At 65.0% G+C, this 15881-nt stretch carries 14 protein-coding genes and 4 tRNA genes; 7 read left to right on the top strand and 11 right to left on the bottom strand.

Annotated features, from left to right (window positions below; genetic code table 11):
- The first annotated feature begins 189 nt into the window (after positions 1 to 189).
- Positions 190 to 264: transfer RNA gene (locus AB1446_12525), tRNA-Asn, on the top strand.
- Positions 265 to 361: 97 nt separating this feature from the next.
- Here the strand turns inward: AB1446_12525 and AB1446_12520 are convergent.
- Entirely contained in the window at positions 362 to 1009 is a 648-nt protein-coding gene (locus tag AB1446_12520) for a DVU0298 family protein (protein ID MEW6547712.1), read from the bottom strand.
- Positions 1010 to 1063: 54 nt separating this feature from the next.
- Entirely contained in the window at positions 1064 to 1327 is a 264-nt protein-coding gene (locus tag AB1446_12515; GenBank protein ID MEW6547711.1) for a hypothetical protein, read from the bottom strand.
- Between the two features lie 317 nt (positions 1328 to 1644).
- On the opposite strand from AB1446_12515, the gene AB1446_12510 reads away from it, so the two are divergent.
- From AB1446_12510 to AB1446_12495, 4 genes are all read left to right on the top strand, one after another.
- Positions 1645 to 1830 carry a CC/Se motif family (seleno)protein gene (locus AB1446_12510; protein MEW6547710.1) on the top strand — a complete coding sequence of 62 codons (186 nt, stop codon included), beginning with the start codon at positions 1645 to 1647 and terminating at the stop codon, positions 1828 to 1830.
- Between the two features lie 409 nt (positions 1831 to 2239).
- Positions 2240 to 2315, top strand: a tRNA-Ile gene (locus tag AB1446_12505).
- A gap of 46 nt (positions 2316 to 2361) precedes the next feature.
- A tRNA-Glu gene (locus AB1446_12500) sits at positions 2362 to 2436 on the top strand.
- A 9-nt stretch (positions 2437 to 2445) separates the two neighbouring features.
- Positions 2446 to 2520, top strand: a tRNA-Val gene (locus AB1446_12495).
- 463 nt (positions 2521 to 2983) lie between these two features.
- Here AB1446_12495 and AB1446_12490 read toward each other — a convergent pair.
- From AB1446_12490 to AB1446_12450, 9 genes are all read right to left on the bottom strand, one after another.
- The gene (locus AB1446_12490) at positions 2984 to 3691 is read right to left on the bottom strand and encodes a phenylalanine--tRNA ligase beta subunit-related protein (GenBank protein ID MEW6547709.1); all 708 of its coding nucleotides are present in this window, start codon (positions 3689 to 3691) and stop codon (positions 2984 to 2986) included.
- Between the two features lie 195 nt (positions 3692 to 3886).
- Entirely contained in the window at positions 3887 to 5062 is a 1176-nt protein-coding gene (locus tag AB1446_12485; protein MEW6547708.1) for an ABC transporter permease, read from the bottom strand.
- Positions 5043 to 5735, bottom strand: a complete 693-nt coding sequence (locus AB1446_12480) for an ABC transporter ATP-binding protein (GenBank protein MEW6547707.1) — start codon at positions 5733 to 5735, stop codon at positions 5043 to 5045. The genes AB1446_12485 and AB1446_12480 overlap by 20 nt, the downstream gene beginning before the upstream one ends.
- Positions 5735 to 7564, bottom strand: a complete 1830-nt coding sequence (locus AB1446_12475) for an efflux RND transporter periplasmic adaptor subunit (protein ID MEW6547706.1) — start codon at positions 7562 to 7564, stop codon at positions 5735 to 5737. Before AB1446_12475 ends, AB1446_12480 begins: the two co-directional genes overlap by 1 nt.
- Positions 7565 to 7729: 165 nt before the next feature.
- Entirely contained in the window at positions 7730 to 9526 is a 1797-nt protein-coding gene (locus tag AB1446_12470; protein ID MEW6547705.1) for an ATP-binding protein, read from the bottom strand.
- A 23-nt stretch (positions 9527 to 9549) separates the two neighbouring features.
- Positions 9550 to 10236, bottom strand: a complete 687-nt coding sequence (locus tag AB1446_12465; GenBank protein MEW6547704.1) for a response regulator transcription factor — start codon at positions 10234 to 10236, stop codon at positions 9550 to 9552.
- Positions 10237 to 10402: 166 nt separating this feature from the next.
- Positions 10403 to 10927, bottom strand: a complete 525-nt coding sequence (locus tag AB1446_12460) for a Spy/CpxP family protein refolding chaperone (protein MEW6547703.1) — start codon at positions 10925 to 10927, stop codon at positions 10403 to 10405.
- Positions 10928 to 11284: 357 nt separating this feature from the next.
- Complete coding sequence (locus AB1446_12455) at positions 11285 to 11740, bottom strand: trypsin-like serine protease (protein ID MEW6547702.1); 456 nt, start codon at positions 11738 to 11740, stop codon at positions 11285 to 11287.
- Between the two features lie 53 nt (positions 11741 to 11793).
- Positions 11794 to 11979: a hypothetical protein gene (locus tag AB1446_12450; GenBank protein ID MEW6547701.1), complete on the bottom strand. Its 186-nt coding sequence runs from the start codon at positions 11977 to 11979 to the stop codon at positions 11794 to 11796.
- 241 nt (positions 11980 to 12220) lie between these two features.
- Between AB1446_12450 and AB1446_12445 the strand changes: the two genes are divergently transcribed.
- Both AB1446_12445 and AB1446_12440 read left to right on the top strand, forming a co-directional pair.
- Positions 12221 to 13897, top strand: coding sequence for a PucR family transcriptional regulator ligand-binding domain-containing protein (locus AB1446_12445; GenBank protein ID MEW6547700.1), 1677 nt, complete (start codon positions 12221 to 12223; stop codon positions 13895 to 13897).
- Between the two features lie 333 nt (positions 13898 to 14230).
- Complete coding sequence (locus tag AB1446_12440) at positions 14231 to 15841, top strand: ABC transporter substrate-binding protein (protein MEW6547699.1); 1611 nt, start codon at positions 14231 to 14233, stop codon at positions 15839 to 15841.
- Positions 15842 to 15881 lie beyond the last annotated feature (40 nt).

Below are 15881 nucleotides of genomic sequence, written 5' to 3'. Positions count from 1 at the left end.
TTTGACCATCCCCCGTCGATTCCGGATGGTCTAGGCTTCGAAACATCTGGCCGTCGCCTCCTTCGAGTACCTTTTGGTTTTGAGGCAACGACCTCGCTTCGAGTACTTTTTACGTGAGGCAACGCGAGGTGTTGACGCCTCAAAGCGCGCCGGATATAATAAGCGCGTAACAGCAGAATGCCGGTACGCTCCTCGATAGCTCAATGGTAGAGCACCCGGCTGTTAACCGGGGGGTTGCAGGTTCGAGTCCTGCTCGAGGAGCCAGATCATTTCCTGGGCCCGGGGAACCGGGCCCTGCGCGTTTCCGTACCCGGGTTACTCCGGCTCTGGTTGGCATGGCACGCCGCAGGAACACTGCGAATTACGAGGGCCGGGCAGCCTGCAGCCTGGCCCGGGCGGCGCGGGCCAGCGCCCCCACCGTGGTCCTACTCAGGCGACCGTCGAGATAAATGTTCACGGTGCCGGTATCATTCGCCAGGGACGCCAGTTCCTTGGCCGCATCCTGCACCCCCATCTCGCCCAGCGCCCACGCCCCGTGGCCGCGGACGGCAGGGTCCGGGCTGTCGAGGAGCAGACGCAGGGCAGCCACCGCCTCCCGCACCAGGTCTTGACGCACCTGCGCGATGCGGCCCAAACCCCAGGCCGCGGCCGCCTGCAGAAAGGGCTCCTCGAGCGGTCCCAGGAGCGTCAGGGCGTAGTCCCCGAAAACGCCCGGTGCCCGGGCCACAGCCTCCCCCAGGGCGGCCGGCAAACGGCGGCCGCTGCTCCCCGACTCTTCGTTCATCGCCCAGAGGAGACGCCGGAGCATCTCCCGGCAGGTATCCGTCTCTGCTGTCACCAGTTCCCCGATGTCGCGCCCGAAACCCTCCACGGCCCGCCACCCCACGAGCTCGTCCTCGAGGTACAGGGCGCGTATGAGCTGACTCCATGTCACACTGCGCACCCGCACGGCATGGACCAGCCCATCCCAGTCGCCCTCCCGCAGCAGCTCAACTACGTGCTCCTTCATGCCCACCTACTTCCACGGCGGGAAACCAAATCCTTCGCCAGGGCAGCCGCCCGGCTACGCGGTGATGCCCGGGTCACCGCGGCAGACCCTCTCGTGGAGCTCCCCCTCGCACATGTGACAAATGGCGGCCGTCATAGTGCCCACCCCGAAACCGGCGTACGGGGAGAGCAGGCTGATGGCGGGGCCGCTCGCCTCATCGCCGATTGCCTGGAACGGGGCACCTCCCCGCTCGCGCCGATCTCGCCCGTTACCCCCGCCACCTGGGCCGCCTTCGGACCGCAACTGACCATGGGCCGCCTCATGCTCATGCTGCTCCACCGTCTCCCCGCCGCTAATGGAGATTTACTTTCGGCACGACGAGCCCTTCCGCCGCACCCTGCAAATGCTGGCCGGCCGGGCCACCTACGCCTGCCTGCTTCGCTGGATCTCCCCCGCCTTCCCCTGATGGCCCTGGCGCCTTCAGGACTTCAGCAATTGCGCAATTGACAACACCAGCGACCCTTACTATACTGGAGGAAAACGCACGGGAGGCTGCAGCGATGCAGGTCGATGTGACACCCGAAGCGCTCAGTTACCTGAAGTCGCGGACCGACGCCATCACGGTCCAGATGGAATTATGCGCTGGCTGAGGGGGCATGACCTACCAGCCTGCCGTGTTTGCAGGCGCCCCCCAGGATGTCCAGAGGTATCGTGAGTTCCAGGTCGACGGTCTGAAGGTCTATCTGGCCAAAGATGCCCGTGTGGGACGCGACGGGCTGAAGATCTCGCTGTGGGGCATTGGCCCCTGGAAGCGCATACTGGTGGACGGGCTGCTCAGCTAAATCCCGGCAGCATCCGGCATTCTCACTGCAAGGAGGCACACGGGCGGATTATCCCCTCGCCTACACCGTCCGCACTGCAAAAGGCGTTCGGTGAGGCCGTCGAGCGCAAGGTCGCCGAGAAAGGCATGCGGGTGCAGCACGTGCACGACGCCCAGGCCATGCACGGACGTCTCGGTCTCGCTCATGATGCCGCCCAAGATCAACGTCTTCGTCCGAGACGGCACCACCTTTAACTGACCTGCAGCCAACCGTGCTGGCCCGGTTCTTCCCCGAAGCGTAACTGGAGACCGTAGCCCGCGAAGTCCACGCCATCCTGGTAAGCATGGTGGACGAAGCCGCACAACATGACTGACTGCCCGCCCCGGGCTTGCGCTCGGCCATAGACACGGTATAATGATAGAGGTGAGGTGGGCCCGTAGCTCAATTGGCAGAGCATCCGCCTCATAAGCGGCTGGTTGGGGGATCGTGCCCCTCCGGGCCCACCAGTTGAAAAGTGAAATCGACCGGCTTATAATGAGGGCTGTGTCGTGCGGCCCCATGGTCTAACGGCTAAGACACCGGCCTTTCAAGCCGGCAGTAGGGGTTCGACTCCCCTTGGGGCCACCAGGTTTGGGTGGGCGGCTAGCTCAGTGGCAGAGCGCTTGACTCACATTCAAGAGGTCGTAGGTTCGAGTCCTGCGCCGCCCACCATGAATTTCTAGAGCGGCAAAGGTTTCCGGACTGACAGGATGCGGCAGCGCAGGGGTTCGGGGCGGGTTGCTGACGGGCTGCTAACCTTCGCGCCCCGAATCATTTTTCCTTCCCCTTGCGGGCGGATGCCCTGAGCATCTCGTCCACCCTCTGCGTTGCCCAATCGCTCCTTCGACCACGGGCTAGGGTCTGGTTGGAGGAGGCATTTCCTCGGTCATGCGGGCAATTGCTGGATGTGGGGCTTCAGGGCCTTTACCAGCCGGTCCATCGCTTCGACCATCGCCTCCTGCCACAGGCCCCAGTTCTGCTCCTGGTCACCAGTGTCTATGTAGAGGACAGCAATCCTTTAGTCCCGCATTATACGAAAATCACAACAAAGCCAAGCCCTCGAGGCTCCGTGTCTGGTTTCGGTCCCGTCCGCATCAAGCTTGACGCGCTCCAATGCTGCCATCTATTCTTGTTCTTAATCGAGTTCCGCGCTCGGGTTATCTCTGTCCACCCAGAACATGCGCGTCCGGGCCCCGCAGAACCGTTCGAGCAGGGCGGCCAGTTCGGAACGCGCCGCCTTCGCCGCGTGGTCGGTGACGCTGTAAAAAGCGTCGATAGGGAAAAAGATTCGCCTCGATTCCTCCACCACCTTGGCCATCTCGCCCTGGCGCCACACCCACTTGCGGGTGCGGACTTGGTTCCCCGTAACGTAGACTACCTCACTCACGTCCACCGCTTCCGGCTCAGTGGAGCCAAAGGGAATGAAAACATCGTCCGGCCGGGCAAAGCGAACCTCGATGTCCCCTGGCAGAACGTCCAGATCGTGGGCGCCCATGGGGAGAATGTACTTGAGCGAGAGGGCGTTTACCAGGTCCACTACTTTATTGATAACCGGCAGCTCTGGCTTCTTGGCGATGCGCCTCGCTAAGGCCTCGATGGAGCTGGTAAACTTGTTGGGGTTAAGACCAAGCTTGCGAAAGGCCTCGCGCCACACCGCCACGTGCGGGTGTTCGCGCACGTCCGATCCTCCCAGCTCTTCGGAAAGCGCCAGGGCATGGACCCGCACCAGGTTCCTGATCTCCCCGTCTTCGCCCCGATTGTCGACACCTTCGGCTACCACCACGCCGATGCATACGTCCGGAAACAGGTCAAATATCTCCCGCGCCACCGTAAACCTCGACAACTGCTGCCCCTCCGCACCGGGTGTCCTATTTCTATTTTAGCACAACTTTCCTGATGGCCGCTGAAGCCCGGTAAGCGCCGGTATGGCCGGACGCTCCCACGTCAGGCGAGTACCGCTGGAAGCCGTGCCCAATGGGGGAACCCGGCCATGGCTCTCCGCGATCAGAACCAGGACCGGCCTGAGGCTGGAGGCAGACTACTCGTAGCGGAGGGCACGGATGGGGTCCTGGTTCGCGGCACGCAGGGCAGGGAAGAGGCCGAAGAAGGCCCCTACCGCGGCCGCAAACAGGCAGGCCAGCAGCACCGTCTCCAGGGAAAGGGCCATGGGCCACCCCGCCAGCCTCGACACCCCCCAGGCACCGGCCGCACCGCAGGCGATACCCACAGCCCCCCCGATGAGGGAAAGGATGACCGCCTCCAGCAGGAACTGCTGCACGATGTGGGCGCGCTTGGCACCCAGCGCCTTGCGCAGCCCGATTTCCCTGGTGCGCTCGGTCACCGACACCAGCATGATGTTCATGATGCCGATACCCCCCACCACCAGGGACACGCCCGCGATGGACGCCAGCAGCAGCGTGAGGGTATTCATGGCCTGGCCCAGGACGCTGATGGCCTCCTCCATGCTGGTGGCCATCACCACCCCTTCCCGCCGGTACCTGTCTTCCAGCAGGGAGGTGATGAGATCGCGCACGGTCGGGCCGGCGTCGGGCGAGTCCGCCTTCACCCAGATGCTGCGGATGCGGGTGGTCCCCGTCAGGCGCTGCGCGGCGGACAGGGGAACCATGACCACGTTGTCGTTATCCGTCCCCAGCGACTGGCCCCGGCTGGCCAGCACGCCCACCACGGTGAACGTCTGCCCGGCGATGGACACTGTTTGGCCCACGGCCTGGCTGCCGCTCTCGAACAGGGTGGCGACCACGGTGGGGCCGAGTACGGCCACCCTCCGCCTCCCCTGCTCGTCCTCCGGCCGCAGGAACCGGCCCTCGGTCACGCTGAGGTTCCGGATGAAGGCGTATTCGGGCCACACCCCCTCTATGGTGGGGTTGTCGGGGTCGGTGCTCAGGTTCCCCCGCTTCACAGGCAGGCTGGCGCTGACCACGGGGCTGGCGGCCGCCACACCGGGCACGCGCTGGGCGATGAGCCGGGCATCATCCGCCTGCAGGCGCACGTCCCGGGCCATCACCATCACCAGGTCGGTGCCCATGCCCTGGATCTGCCCCACCACCTCCCGGCGGGCCCCCTCCCCGATGGATACCAGGGCGATCACCGCGGCTACCCCGATGATCACCCCCAGCATGGTGAGGAACGAACGCAGCCGGTGCGCCCAAAGAGACACCAGAGCGCTGCGCAGGCTATCCTGAAGCACCTTCACCACCCCCGTCCCCTACGATGCGGCCGTCCAGCAGCCGCACCACCCGCCGGGCGGCCTTGCCTATGCCCGGGTCGTGGGTGACCAGGACCACCGTGATGCCCTTCTCGTTGAGTCCCTGCAGGATTCCCAGGATCTGCCGACCGGTGGCCGTGTCCAGGTTGCCGGTGGGCTCGTCCGCCAGGATGATGTCGGGGGACCCCACCAGGGCGCGGGCGATGGCCACCCGCTGCTGTTCCCCTCCGGAAAGCTGGTTGGGGAAATGGTGGGTGCGGTCACCCAGGCCCACCGCCTCCAGGGCCTGCCGGGCAAGCCTCCTCCGTTCCGCCCCGGGCACGCCCCGGTAGATGAGGGGGATCTCCACGTTGGCCAGGGCCGAGAGGCGAGGCAGAAGGTAGTAGTTCTGGAACACAAAGCCCACGCGGCGGTTGCGGATATCCGCCAGCTGGTTGTCACTCTTCTTCCCCACGTCGTCCCCGGCCAGGAGATACCGGCCTGCGGTGGGACGGTCGAGGCAGCCCATGATGTAGAGGAGAGTGGACTTGCCCGATCCCGAAGGCCCCATGATGGCGACCATCTCACCCCGGTCGATCTCCAGGTCAAGTCCGCGCAGCGCAGGTACTTCCACATGCCCCACCCGGTACACCCGCGTTACGCCCTGTAGCGAGATAAGCATCAACGCCCACCCCCGGGTGTTGCACGCGGTGCCGATTGCCCCGGCGTGCGGGGCTGCATTTGCCCGGGGAAGAAGGGGAACATCCCGGGCCTCGCTTCCTGCCCTGCCCTTTGTGATGTGGATATCACCACCGCCTGACCTTCCTCGAGCCCCTGGCGGATCTCCACTGCCGTCTCCGTGCGCAGGCCGGTCTCCACCACCACGGGCCGCGGCTGTCCCCCTTCGAGGACCATCACAACCTGCCGCCCGCCCTGGCTGCGCACGGCCTCAACGGGTAAGTATAGCACACCTTCCCGGCGCTCCACCTCGATACGCACATCGGCGTTCATCCCCACCCTCAAGCCCGGAACGGAGTCAACCACCACCGTCACGGGATAGGTGGTGATGCCGTCCTTGACCACCCCTTCCAGGGCCACCCGGGTCACCCGGCCGGGCAGGAGCCCCTGGCCCAGGGCGGCCACCTTCACCTCAGCCGGCATTCCGACCTGCAGCCGGGCCACGTCCAGTTCATCTACTGGCACCTCGACCTGATAGGAGGTATCACTCCAGATGATGGCCACCTGCGCCCCGGCAGCCAGGCGGTCCCCCGCCCGCAATCCACTGGCTCCCTCTGAAGTTCCCGTCCCACCACCGGAGGCCCCGCCCGTTCCGGTCGATGACCCCAGCCTGACCACCATGCCGTCGCATGGGGCCCTGATCACCAGGTCGGCCAGGGCCCGTTCCCTCTCCTCCACCGCGAGCCGAGCGCGCTCCACTGCCAGCTCCTGGGCAGCGATGTCTTCGCTCTTGGCCACGGTACCGCCTGCCAGGAGACGAGCCAGTTCCTCCCGGGCCGACTTGACCTGAGCCTCCGCCTGCGCGATCTGGGCGGCCAGGGCGGTGTTCTCGAGTCGCATCAGCACCTGACCGGCCGTCACCCCATCCCCTTCCTTCACCGCCAGCGACCCGACCTTCCCCGACACCCGCGCCCGCACCTGCCACTCCTCGGCCGCCTGGATCTGGCCGCTGGCACTGGCCGGCCCCCAGGCCCCCTCGAAGGTCATGGTGGCGCTCATGCCGGGCATGAGTCCGCTCGTACCCGGCAATGCCACGGTCACCTGGAAGTAGCCGCGCGACCCGGAGACGGTGGCCTCCCGGGAGACGCTTTCCACCCGGCAGCCCACCAGGTTCCCCGTGATGGCGCTCACACTCACGTCCACGAAATCTCCCGGTTCCACATACCGGGCGTGAACCTGATCCACGGAAAAAACGCCCTTAAGGCGGCTCAGGTCAGCCACCCGGCACAGGAGCGTTCCGGGCGTCACAGCGTCTCCCGTGGCAACCGCGCAGTCCAGGACCTGACCGTTCCCTGGCGAAACCACTTCCAGCGCCGCCTGCTCCTCCCGCCGCTGGGCCAGCTGCGCTTCTGCGGTGGTGAGGGCTGCGCGGGCGGAGGCAAGCTCTGCCTCCGTGGGTGGCCTGCGCATGGAGGCCAGCCGCAGGCGAGCCGACTCCAGGTCGAGCCGGGCCTGCTCAAGGGCGGTTCGGGCGGAGGAATCGTCCAGGCGGACCAGGATATCCCCTGCCCTGACCCGCTGGCCCTCCTTCACCAGCACCTCCGCCACGGTTCCGCCTACCGCTGCCTGCACCACCGTGTTCGCCACGGGCTGCACGGGGCCGGAACCCTCCACGGCCAGGACCAGATCTCCCCGGCGCACGGGGACGGTGACAAAGCCGGGCTGGGTCTGGGCCACCCGGCCCCTCTGCCACCACCACCAGCCGCCCCCTGCCAGGAGCATGACGACCAGCACCCACACTGCCACCTTGCGGATCGTCCCCGTTTTCCTCACCTCATAGCCTCCTTTGCCCGGATTTCGCCACCCGCTCCGCAGCCGGCGCCCTGTAGGGCCGGCTTCCTCCGATCTGTTCCAGGGCTACCCCTGAGGTTATCAAGTTCTGCCAGTACCTGGTCGGTGTGCACGGCTTTGCCTTCTCTAGCGAACCGGCCACTGCTGCTAGCATGGTTCTTCTGCAAGCGACTGCTTAAAACCCCGTGCGGGCCCGGCTACGGGCAGTGTAAGGGTGAACACAGAACCCGCTCCAGGCTCGCTCTCTGCCGCCACGGCTCCCCCGTGTGCCTCCACAATCTGCTTCACTATTGCGAGTCCCAGCCCGGCGCCTCCGTGCGAGCGGGCACGCGACTTCTCCACGCGGTAGAAGCGCTCCCAGATCCGGGGGAGGTCTTCCCCGGGGATGCCCGGACCCGTGTCCCTGACGCTCACCCTGACCTCCGCCCCCTGTTCCGCCACGCTGACCTCGATCCGGCCCCCCGGGGGCGTGAACTTCACTGCGTTGGAAAGCAGGTTCTCGACTGCCTGCTCGATCCGGTCTTCGTTGCCCAGAACGGGGGGCAGGATGCCGGTGACGTCTGCCACAAGCGTTATTCCCTTTTCCGTTGCTTCGGGGGCGAACCGGGCGGCCACCCGCCCCACCACGGCCCCCACGTCAACCGGCGCCAGCGTCCAGGCGGTGTTACCCGTCTGCATCAAAGACAGGTCGAGCAGGTCGCGGACGAGGCGGCTCAAGCGGACAACCTCCTCGTGGATGGTCGCCAGGTACCTCCTGCGTGTTTCCTCGTCCTCCACCACGCCGTCCCTGAGGGCTTCTACGAAGCCCTGGATGGATGTCAGGGGCGTCCTCAGCTCGTGCGACACGTCGGCCAAGAGCTCCCTCCTGAGCTGCTCCAGCCTGGTGAGTTCCGTCACGTCCTGGAAGACGACCACACAGCCCGAGGTTGCTCCTCCAGCGCTGGTGAGGGGCGAGGCGTGTGCCACCATGAACCTTTCCACCAGCGTGAATTCGACTGCGTCTGACATGCCCGAGGCAAGCACTCCGGACACGAGGTCGGCCAGGGCACCGCTCTGTCCGAACTCACCCACGTGCCGCCCCAGGGCCTCCTCGCTGATCCCCAGTGCGCGGCGTGCTCTGGGGTTGGCCAGCAGCAGCCTCCCCTCGCCATCGGTGGCCAACACACCCTCCGCCATGTTGGCGAGGATGTTCTCGATCCTGGCCTTCTCCTCAGCCAGCGCGCTCACGGTTCGGTCGAGCGCGGCAGCCAGGTGGTTGAAGTTTGCGGCAAGCTGCCCGATTTCATCGTCCGAGGTAACCGCCAGCTTTTGCCGGAAGTTGCCCTTTGCCATTTCTACGGCAGCCCGGCTCATCTCTTGCACGGGTCGGGAGATCGAGCGCGAGAGGGCATATCCGGCCAGCGCAGCCACCAAGAGGGCACCACCGGCTGCGTAGACCATAAGACGCCTGACCGCCTGGACGGTGGCGCTCAGCCCCGCCACCGGTGCACTGAGGACCACGCCTCCCGCCGGCCGACCACCGATCTCGAGCGGAACCGCCACCGACACCATGGGCTCGCCGAACCTGGGATCGAACCCCCGCCTCTTCACCACGCATCCCCTCAGCAGAGCTCCGGCTTCAGCAGCCGAAATCCTGGTTCCCCTGGGTGCATGGCCCGAGGTGCTCGCCAGGATCAGCCCGTCGGTGCCCACCACGAAGAGCCTGGCGTCCAGGAAGCGGTCCATCGCCTGCAGCCACACCTGCTCCGGGGGCCGTAGCTCGCTCCCTCCCAGGAGCGCCATGGCCCGCGCGATTTCTTCGCCCTTCCGCACCAGCTCCGCTTCCCTGGCGGAGAGAAAGTAGTCGGAGAAAAGCCGCGGCAACAGGACTCCCACGACCGCGAGCGTAACCGCGATTACCACCACGTAAGATACAAACAGCTTGCCCAGCAGGGTCCTCGGCATCCGCATTCACCCGCCCGGTCGGGTTACCCCGTACCGCGAGCCTCGAACTTGTACCCCACTCCCCACACCGTCCTGATGAACTGGCCGCCCACCGGACCCAGTTTCTCCCTGAGGTTCTTGACGTGGGCGTCGACGGTTCTCGTGTCGCCCAAGTACTCGTACCCCCAGACCTGCTGCAGCAAGGTCTCCCGCGTGAAAACCCTCCCGGGAGACTTCGCCAGGAACCAGAGCAGGTCGAATTCCCTGGGAGTAAGGGATACTTCGCAACCCCGGCACACCACGCTGCGGCAGGCGAGGTCGATCACCAGGTCCCCGTACTGCAGGACCTGCCCCTTCTCCCGCTCGGGCCGGGTTCTCCTCAGCACAGCTTTGACGCGCGCCACCAGCTCCCGGGGGCTGAAGGGTTTGGGCACGTAGTCGTCTGCTCCCAGTTCCAGCCCCGCCACCCGGTCGGCCTCTTCCCCCCGGGCGGTGAGCATGATTATGGGGACGTCGGAGGTCCTGCGGATCTGGCGACAAACCTCCCATCCGTCCACACCCGGGAGCATGAGGTCAAGTATCACCAGCTGTGGGCTGACCTCCTTTGCTTTCCTGAGTGCCTCCTCCCCGTCTTCGGCTTCCTCTACTGAAAAACCGTCCCGCTGGAGGTAGGCCCGCACGATTTCCCGGATCTTGGGTTCGTCCTCCACCACCAGGATCAGCTCGCCCATCGGTCTCCCCCCTACTGCCATCCCGGCAGCGGTGCCCGGTGGGGCCAGCTCTCCGGGGGTCATCCCCCGCGCCATCAGGGCCGGGAAGGCAACCCCTCCCGGCCCTCCACCGTGCCAAGCCGCCGACCGGCCAACGGGACATTACCGTGGGCCCGGCCGGCGGCAATCAAAACGGAGACGGAGCACTGTTCGGTGCCGTGGGGCCGTTCCCGGAGGGAGGTGTACCGCGGAAACCGCCCCGCTGGCCCCGACCATGCCCGTGTCCGCATCCCCTCGCCTGGTTCAGCTTGTTGAGCTGGTCCTGGGTTAAGACGCTATTCATCTGCTCGCGCATCTTCTGCTGGATCTCGTACATCTGCTGCCGCAGTTTTCTCACCTCGTCCTGCTTCGCAGCGATGGCATTCTGGTCAGCGTTCTTCTGCCACAGGAGGCTCCGGAGCTCGAACATCTTCTGGAACAGAGCATCCTGGATCCCCTTCAGCTGCTCAAAAGCGCTGGTCTGGATCTCCTGGATCTTGCGCACCTGCTCGTCGGTGAGGTTCAGATCCGCGATCGCCTTTGCGCAGGCCGCGGGGTCACCACCCCTGGGGCCGCGCCCCGACCCGAAGCCCCACGGGGATGCAGCGGCCACTCCCGCCACTCCCAGAACCAGCACCACCGCAAGTGCCAGTGCGATCAGCTTCTTCCTCAATTTGGAACCCACTCCTTCCTGGCAGAACTTCTGCATCCACTCGAACAGTTCACCGCGAGCTTTCTCCCACTATCACCTCCCCTGCCCGGCCCGCATTCCACCCTTTCGGTTGCCATTCTACCCGGCACCTTTGAAGATTTCGTGAAGATTCCGTGAGGGAAAACCGAAACTTGAGGGCCCCTGCACCCCCTCCGCACCGGGACAGCTGGCAGACGGGCCCACCGCTCTCCCCCAATTTGACGCGGCACGGGTGCCGGAAGCACCAAATGGGCCCTCCATCGGCTCAGGGCACCCCGGGCCACGAGGGTGCGGACCCCTGGCGCAGAAGGCGCTCAGGCCAGGCACCCAAGGTAGCCTTCAATTGAACCACGGTTCAACCGAGGTCACCGCACGGCCATCCACCGCCGTGATGATGTCACCTACCAGGGGCCGACCCGACGGAGTGACTGAAAGCGGCCGCAGACCCGTTCTGCTGGCAGGGCTGCCTTCCATGACTTCCGTCACCAGCACCCCCGTGCGAGAACCCAGGTGGAACCGGTCGGCCAGCTCCGGGGTTATCCCCGTGCCGGCGATCCCCAGCCAGGGATGTTCCACCTGTGTGCCGCTCATCATGAGGGGCAGGACGCGCCGGACAGTGTTCACGGGGATGGCGAAGCCTATGCCCACGGAACCCTTGACGGGGCTCTCGATGGCCGTGTTGATGCCGATCACCTCCCCGCGGGCGTTCAGCAAGGGTCCCCCGGAGTTGCCGGGGTTGATGGCGGCGTCCGTCTGCAGAAGACCGCGTATGGTCCGGCCCGTCACTCCCGTCATCTGGCGGTCCTTGCCGCTGATGTGATAACGAACGCTTCTTCAACGCTTGGTACTCAAGGGTTTGGAGATGGACTTGTCTCGACTTCCACATTCTGGCGAACCCCCGCCCGGCCCTTGTGCATCAACGGTTCCTCCCCCAGGAGCCCGGAGATGGCCGTCGCGCCGAACAACACCAGGCACATGAAGTCGTCGAACTGGGCCAGGAGCGGCTTCCCGGCGGCTGAAGCCCGTTTGACCATCGGGTTGCCAGCATGGCCAGGACCTGGTCGGCGTCGATGGCGTGCCAGGCTGGTGTCCCCTCCACGCTCCCGCCCCCCGGTGCAAGTAGTCCTCCCTATGCCTACGCCCGGGGGCCACCCCTGATGCTGCGACGGGCAGCCACCGAGATCGCATGCGGGTCAAGCAGGACCCCGGCCCTGCCACAACTAAATCTAACGAGGGATGGTCCATCCGTCGCACAGCCCGGGAGGCAGAGGTGCCGTGGCGTTATCCATGCGTGAGGCGCTGGGCCTGGGGGTGCTGAGGCGCGCGGTGCTGTTGGCAGGAGAACGGGGGCTGGACCGACCCGTCGAGTGGGTGGAGGTCCTGGAGACACCCGACGGCGCACGGTGGGTCCGTCCGCGGTCGCTGGTGCTGACGACCTTCTACGCGACCAGATACGATCCGGAGGCACAGCGCACGGCGGTGGATCAGCTCATTTCCGTCGGCGCATCTGGGTTAGCGGTGGCGCTGAAACCCGGGGTCAGAGTTGCCGCAGAAATCTGGCTGCCTGCAGCAGAGGCCGCCGACTTCCCCGTGATACAGTTACCTCCAGACGTGGCGTACTGGCAGGTGATGGTTCCTGTCATCGAAGCCGTGGTGGCACGCCGGCTGGGCCCGGCGGAAGGCGGGGTTCGCCACGGCGCCCCTCTGGCGCTAACTGGCGGTCCCACGGGCGGTCGCAGCCTGCAGGAGTTGGTGCAGGAGCTATCCCTGTCGCTCGGCGGCCGGCCGGTCGCCGTCGCGACGGAAGACCACAGTATTCTGGCATCCTCCGTGCCAATGGCAGCTTCCCTCCGTCACGACATCGCCGCGGCCCTGGCGAAGGGACACGTTCAACCGGGCAATGCGGTGGGCTGGCCTGTTGCCCCTGGCGGTGACGGAGCGTGGCGGACCTGCTGGGCTTATCCTATCTGGGTTGAGCGGCGGCTGCTCGGGTTTCTTCTTCTGGGCTCTGACGAGCCGCCCGTCGGCGGAGACGCGGTCACTGTCGAACAGGGGATAGCAGCGGTTGCCCTGGCGTTGGCGAATCACCGGGTTACCACGGAAGCAGCGTGGAGGATGCAAAGTGAGCTCCTCGTCCACCTCCTATCCGGCCAGGCCAAGGACGACGAAGAATTGGAACGCGATGCCAGTGCCCTGGGATGGTCGCTGAGAGGGTCGAGGCTGGCTGCTGTCATTGAGGTGCACTTTCACCCCGGAGCGGGGCTCGCTGAGAGAGTAGAACTCATGCGGCAAACCGCAGAAGCGGTGGCCGGTGCCTTTCTGGAGAAGACCGGAGAGAAACGCGTACCCGCGGGGAATTTCGAAGGAACGGTGGTATGCTTTCCCCGGGTGGTCTCCCTCCCTCGGGGTGGGCAGGGAGGCGATGTCGACCGAGAGCAGGCTACCGGCCGCGTCATCCTACAAGCACTAAAGCACACAGTCGGCGTGCCTTTCTGGTGCGGCATCGGACCACCCTTTCAGGGCGTTGGGAAGCTGAAATACAGCTGGTCCCGGGCTAAGCTCGCGCTCGACATCGGGAAGACGATCCACCCCGAAAGAGAGCTACACCTTTGGGACGAAGTAGAGCTTTTCTACATCGCCTCCCTGCTCGCTGATTCAGGCGGCGCCAGAGAATTGCACGCACGGATTGTGAAGCCGTTGGCCGATTACGACGCCGCCCATCAGGCAAGGTTGCTGCCCACACTGGAGGCGCTGATCACGGCCGGGGGAAACCGCAGCGTGGCCGCGCGCCAGCTATACGTCCACAGGGGCACGGTGAAATACCGTATGGAGCGGATCAGAGCCCTCCTCGGATTTGACCCACTGGCTCCACGCATGTTGCCGAAAGTTGCCCTGGGCCTGGCACTCTGGCGCCTGGAATCGCACCGTTTTAGCCACACTGTCCAAGAATAGCGGTCTCGTTTTTGATTAAGCGGGTGAAAGGACAGTCCTGTTCCCCAGACGAAGTGGTCGCTCAACTGGGGACTCGCCAGTAGCCGTAGAAAGGGGGGACAAGGAGGTCCACTAAGCTACACAAGTCGGAGGCTGAGTGAAATTGAGGAGAGGGAAGAGGAGGGAAGGGGAGGGACAGAATGCTCCAGGTACGGTGGCCGAGGAGATTCCGGGTGATATGGCCGGTCGCGCTCCGGCTAGGGGGAGCAGCGGCGTCTCCCAAGTAGTCGTTCGCGCAGACATTAGGGTGGCCCGCAGGATGCGTGGAGAGTCTGCACGGGAAGGGGGAGCAGCATGGAAGCCGTAATAAGACCCGGCAGGTGGGGGCGCAACTGGATTGCGCTGGGGCTGGCGCTGGTATTAGTCGTGTCGCTGGGTGTGGCCTGCGCACGCCCGGCCAAGGAGGCTAAGCCGGAGAAGACCATGGTGATCGCCATGGACGTCGGTGACGCTTCCTCAATGGACCCTGCGGTGGCGTTTGAGACGGCCTCCATATTTACCGCCCATCAGTGTTACGACAACCTGGTGACGTTTGAGGGTAGCGACCTCAGCAAGCCCGTGCCGGAACTGGCCGAGTCGTGGGAGGTTTCCCCCGACGGTCTGGTCTGGACTTTCAAGCTGAAGAAGGGATTGAAGTTCCCCAGCGGGGAACCGGTGAATGCGGCGGCGGTGGCCTACTCTTTCGACCGGGTGATTGCCCTCGACGACCAGCCGGCGTGGCTCCTTACCCAGACGGGTATGGAGGTGGGCAGCACCAAGGCGCTGGATGAGTACACGGTCCAGATCACCCTGAAGGAGAAATTCAATCCCGATGCCTTCCTGGCCGTCCTGACCTATCCTGTGGCTTCGATTGTGGACCCCAAGGTGTGCAAGGCGCACGAGAAGGAGGGCGACTGGGGCAAGAACTTCCTGGCTGGTGCGTCAGCGGGCAACGGGCCCTATGTCCTGGAGAAGTGGGAACCCGAGGTCCAGGTGGTTCTGAAGGCCAACCCCAACTACTGGAAGGGAAAGGTTCCCATCAGCACGGTCATCATCAAGCACGTGCCCGAATCCACCGCCCAGAAGATGCTCCTGGAAAAGGGCGACGCCCAGATCGCCATGGACTTGCGCCCGGAGCAGATCAAAGACCTGGAGGGCAAGGCGGGGTTTCAAATCATCCGCGGACTGGGCGACGGCATCAACTACCTGGGGATGAACCTAGCGTATCAGCCGTTCAAGGACAATCGGGTGCGGGATGCCGTGCGCTGGGCCATCGATTACGAGGGCTTGGTCAAACATGTGCTTCAGGATAACGCCATCGTCCTGCAGACCTTCATCCCCAAAGGGTACAAGGGGTATAACCCCGACACCCCCTACCATCGGGATGTGGAGAAGGCTCGTCAGTTGCTGAACGAGGCGGGATACCCGAACGGGTTTAAGGTAGAACTCCTGTGCTCCTCAGGTGTGGCGGGCGGCGGCGTGTACTGGCGGGACATCGCCGCCAAGCTGAAGGACGACCTGGCCAAGGTAGGAATCACGATGGAGATCAAGGAGATGACCAGCGCGGCACTCCTTGAGATCTATCGCGCCCAGAAGCACCAAATGGTGCTCATGGGTTGGGGTCCCGACTATCCCGACCCCGATGCCCTGGCCAAGCCCTTCGCCAACCACCGTATGAAGCAACTGGCCTGGCGCAACTCTTACTACAATGACGAGTTGGCCGATAAGGTGGACAAGGCGGCCGCCGCCTTCGCCTCGGAAGAACGGCTGAAGCTGTACCAGGAACTGACTGACTACGTGCTTCACAACGGGCCGTACGCCATCCTCTACCAGCCACGCGTATCAATTGCCATGCGGGATAGCGTCCTCAACTACCAGTACAACTCCCTGTGGACTACGGAACTGGCAGCCCTGGATCTCAAGTGAGCCTTGGGGGGCCGGGGCTGGGGTTCTGCCCCGGCCCCTT

The sequence above is a fragment of the Bacillota bacterium genome (assembly GCA_040757085.1).
Taxonomy (GTDB): domain Bacteria; phylum Bacillota; class Sulfobacillia; order JACIYH01; family JACIYH01; genus JACIYH01.
The sequence above is the reverse complement of the archived record's forward strand: the minus strand, read 5'-3'. Positions and strand labels throughout refer to the sequence as shown.

Excerpts from the sequence above, each read along its gene's own strand:
- AB1446_12520 (MEW6547712.1), bottom strand. The coding sequence starts at position 1,009 with ATGAAGGAGCACGTAGTTGAGCTGCTGCGGGAGGGCGACTGGGATGGG.
- AB1446_12510 (MEW6547710.1), top strand. The coding sequence starts at position 1,645 with ATGACCTACCAGCCTGCCGTGTTTGCAGGCGCCCCCCAGGATGTCCAG.
- AB1446_12480 (MEW6547707.1), bottom strand. The coding sequence starts at position 5,735 with ATGCTTATCTCGCTACAGGGCGTAACGCGGGTGTACCGGGTGGGGCAT.
- AB1446_12470 (MEW6547705.1), bottom strand. The coding sequence starts at position 9,526 with ATGCCGAGGACCCTGCTGGGCAAGCTGTTTGTATCTTACGTGGTGGTA.
- AB1446_12465 (MEW6547704.1), bottom strand. The coding sequence starts at position 10,236 with ATGGGCGAGCTGATCCTGGTGGTGGAGGACGAACCCAAGATCCGGGAA.
- AB1446_12455 (MEW6547702.1), bottom strand. The coding sequence starts at position 11,740 with ATGACGGGAGTGACGGGCCGGACCATACGCGGTCTTCTGCAGACGGAC.
- AB1446_12450 (MEW6547701.1), bottom strand. The coding sequence starts at position 11,979 with ATGGTCAAACGGGCTTCAGCCGCCGGGAAGCCGCTCCTGGCCCAGTTC.
- AB1446_12440 (MEW6547699.1), top strand. The coding sequence starts at position 14,231 with ATGGAAGCCGTAATAAGACCCGGCAGGTGGGGGCGCAACTGGATTGCG.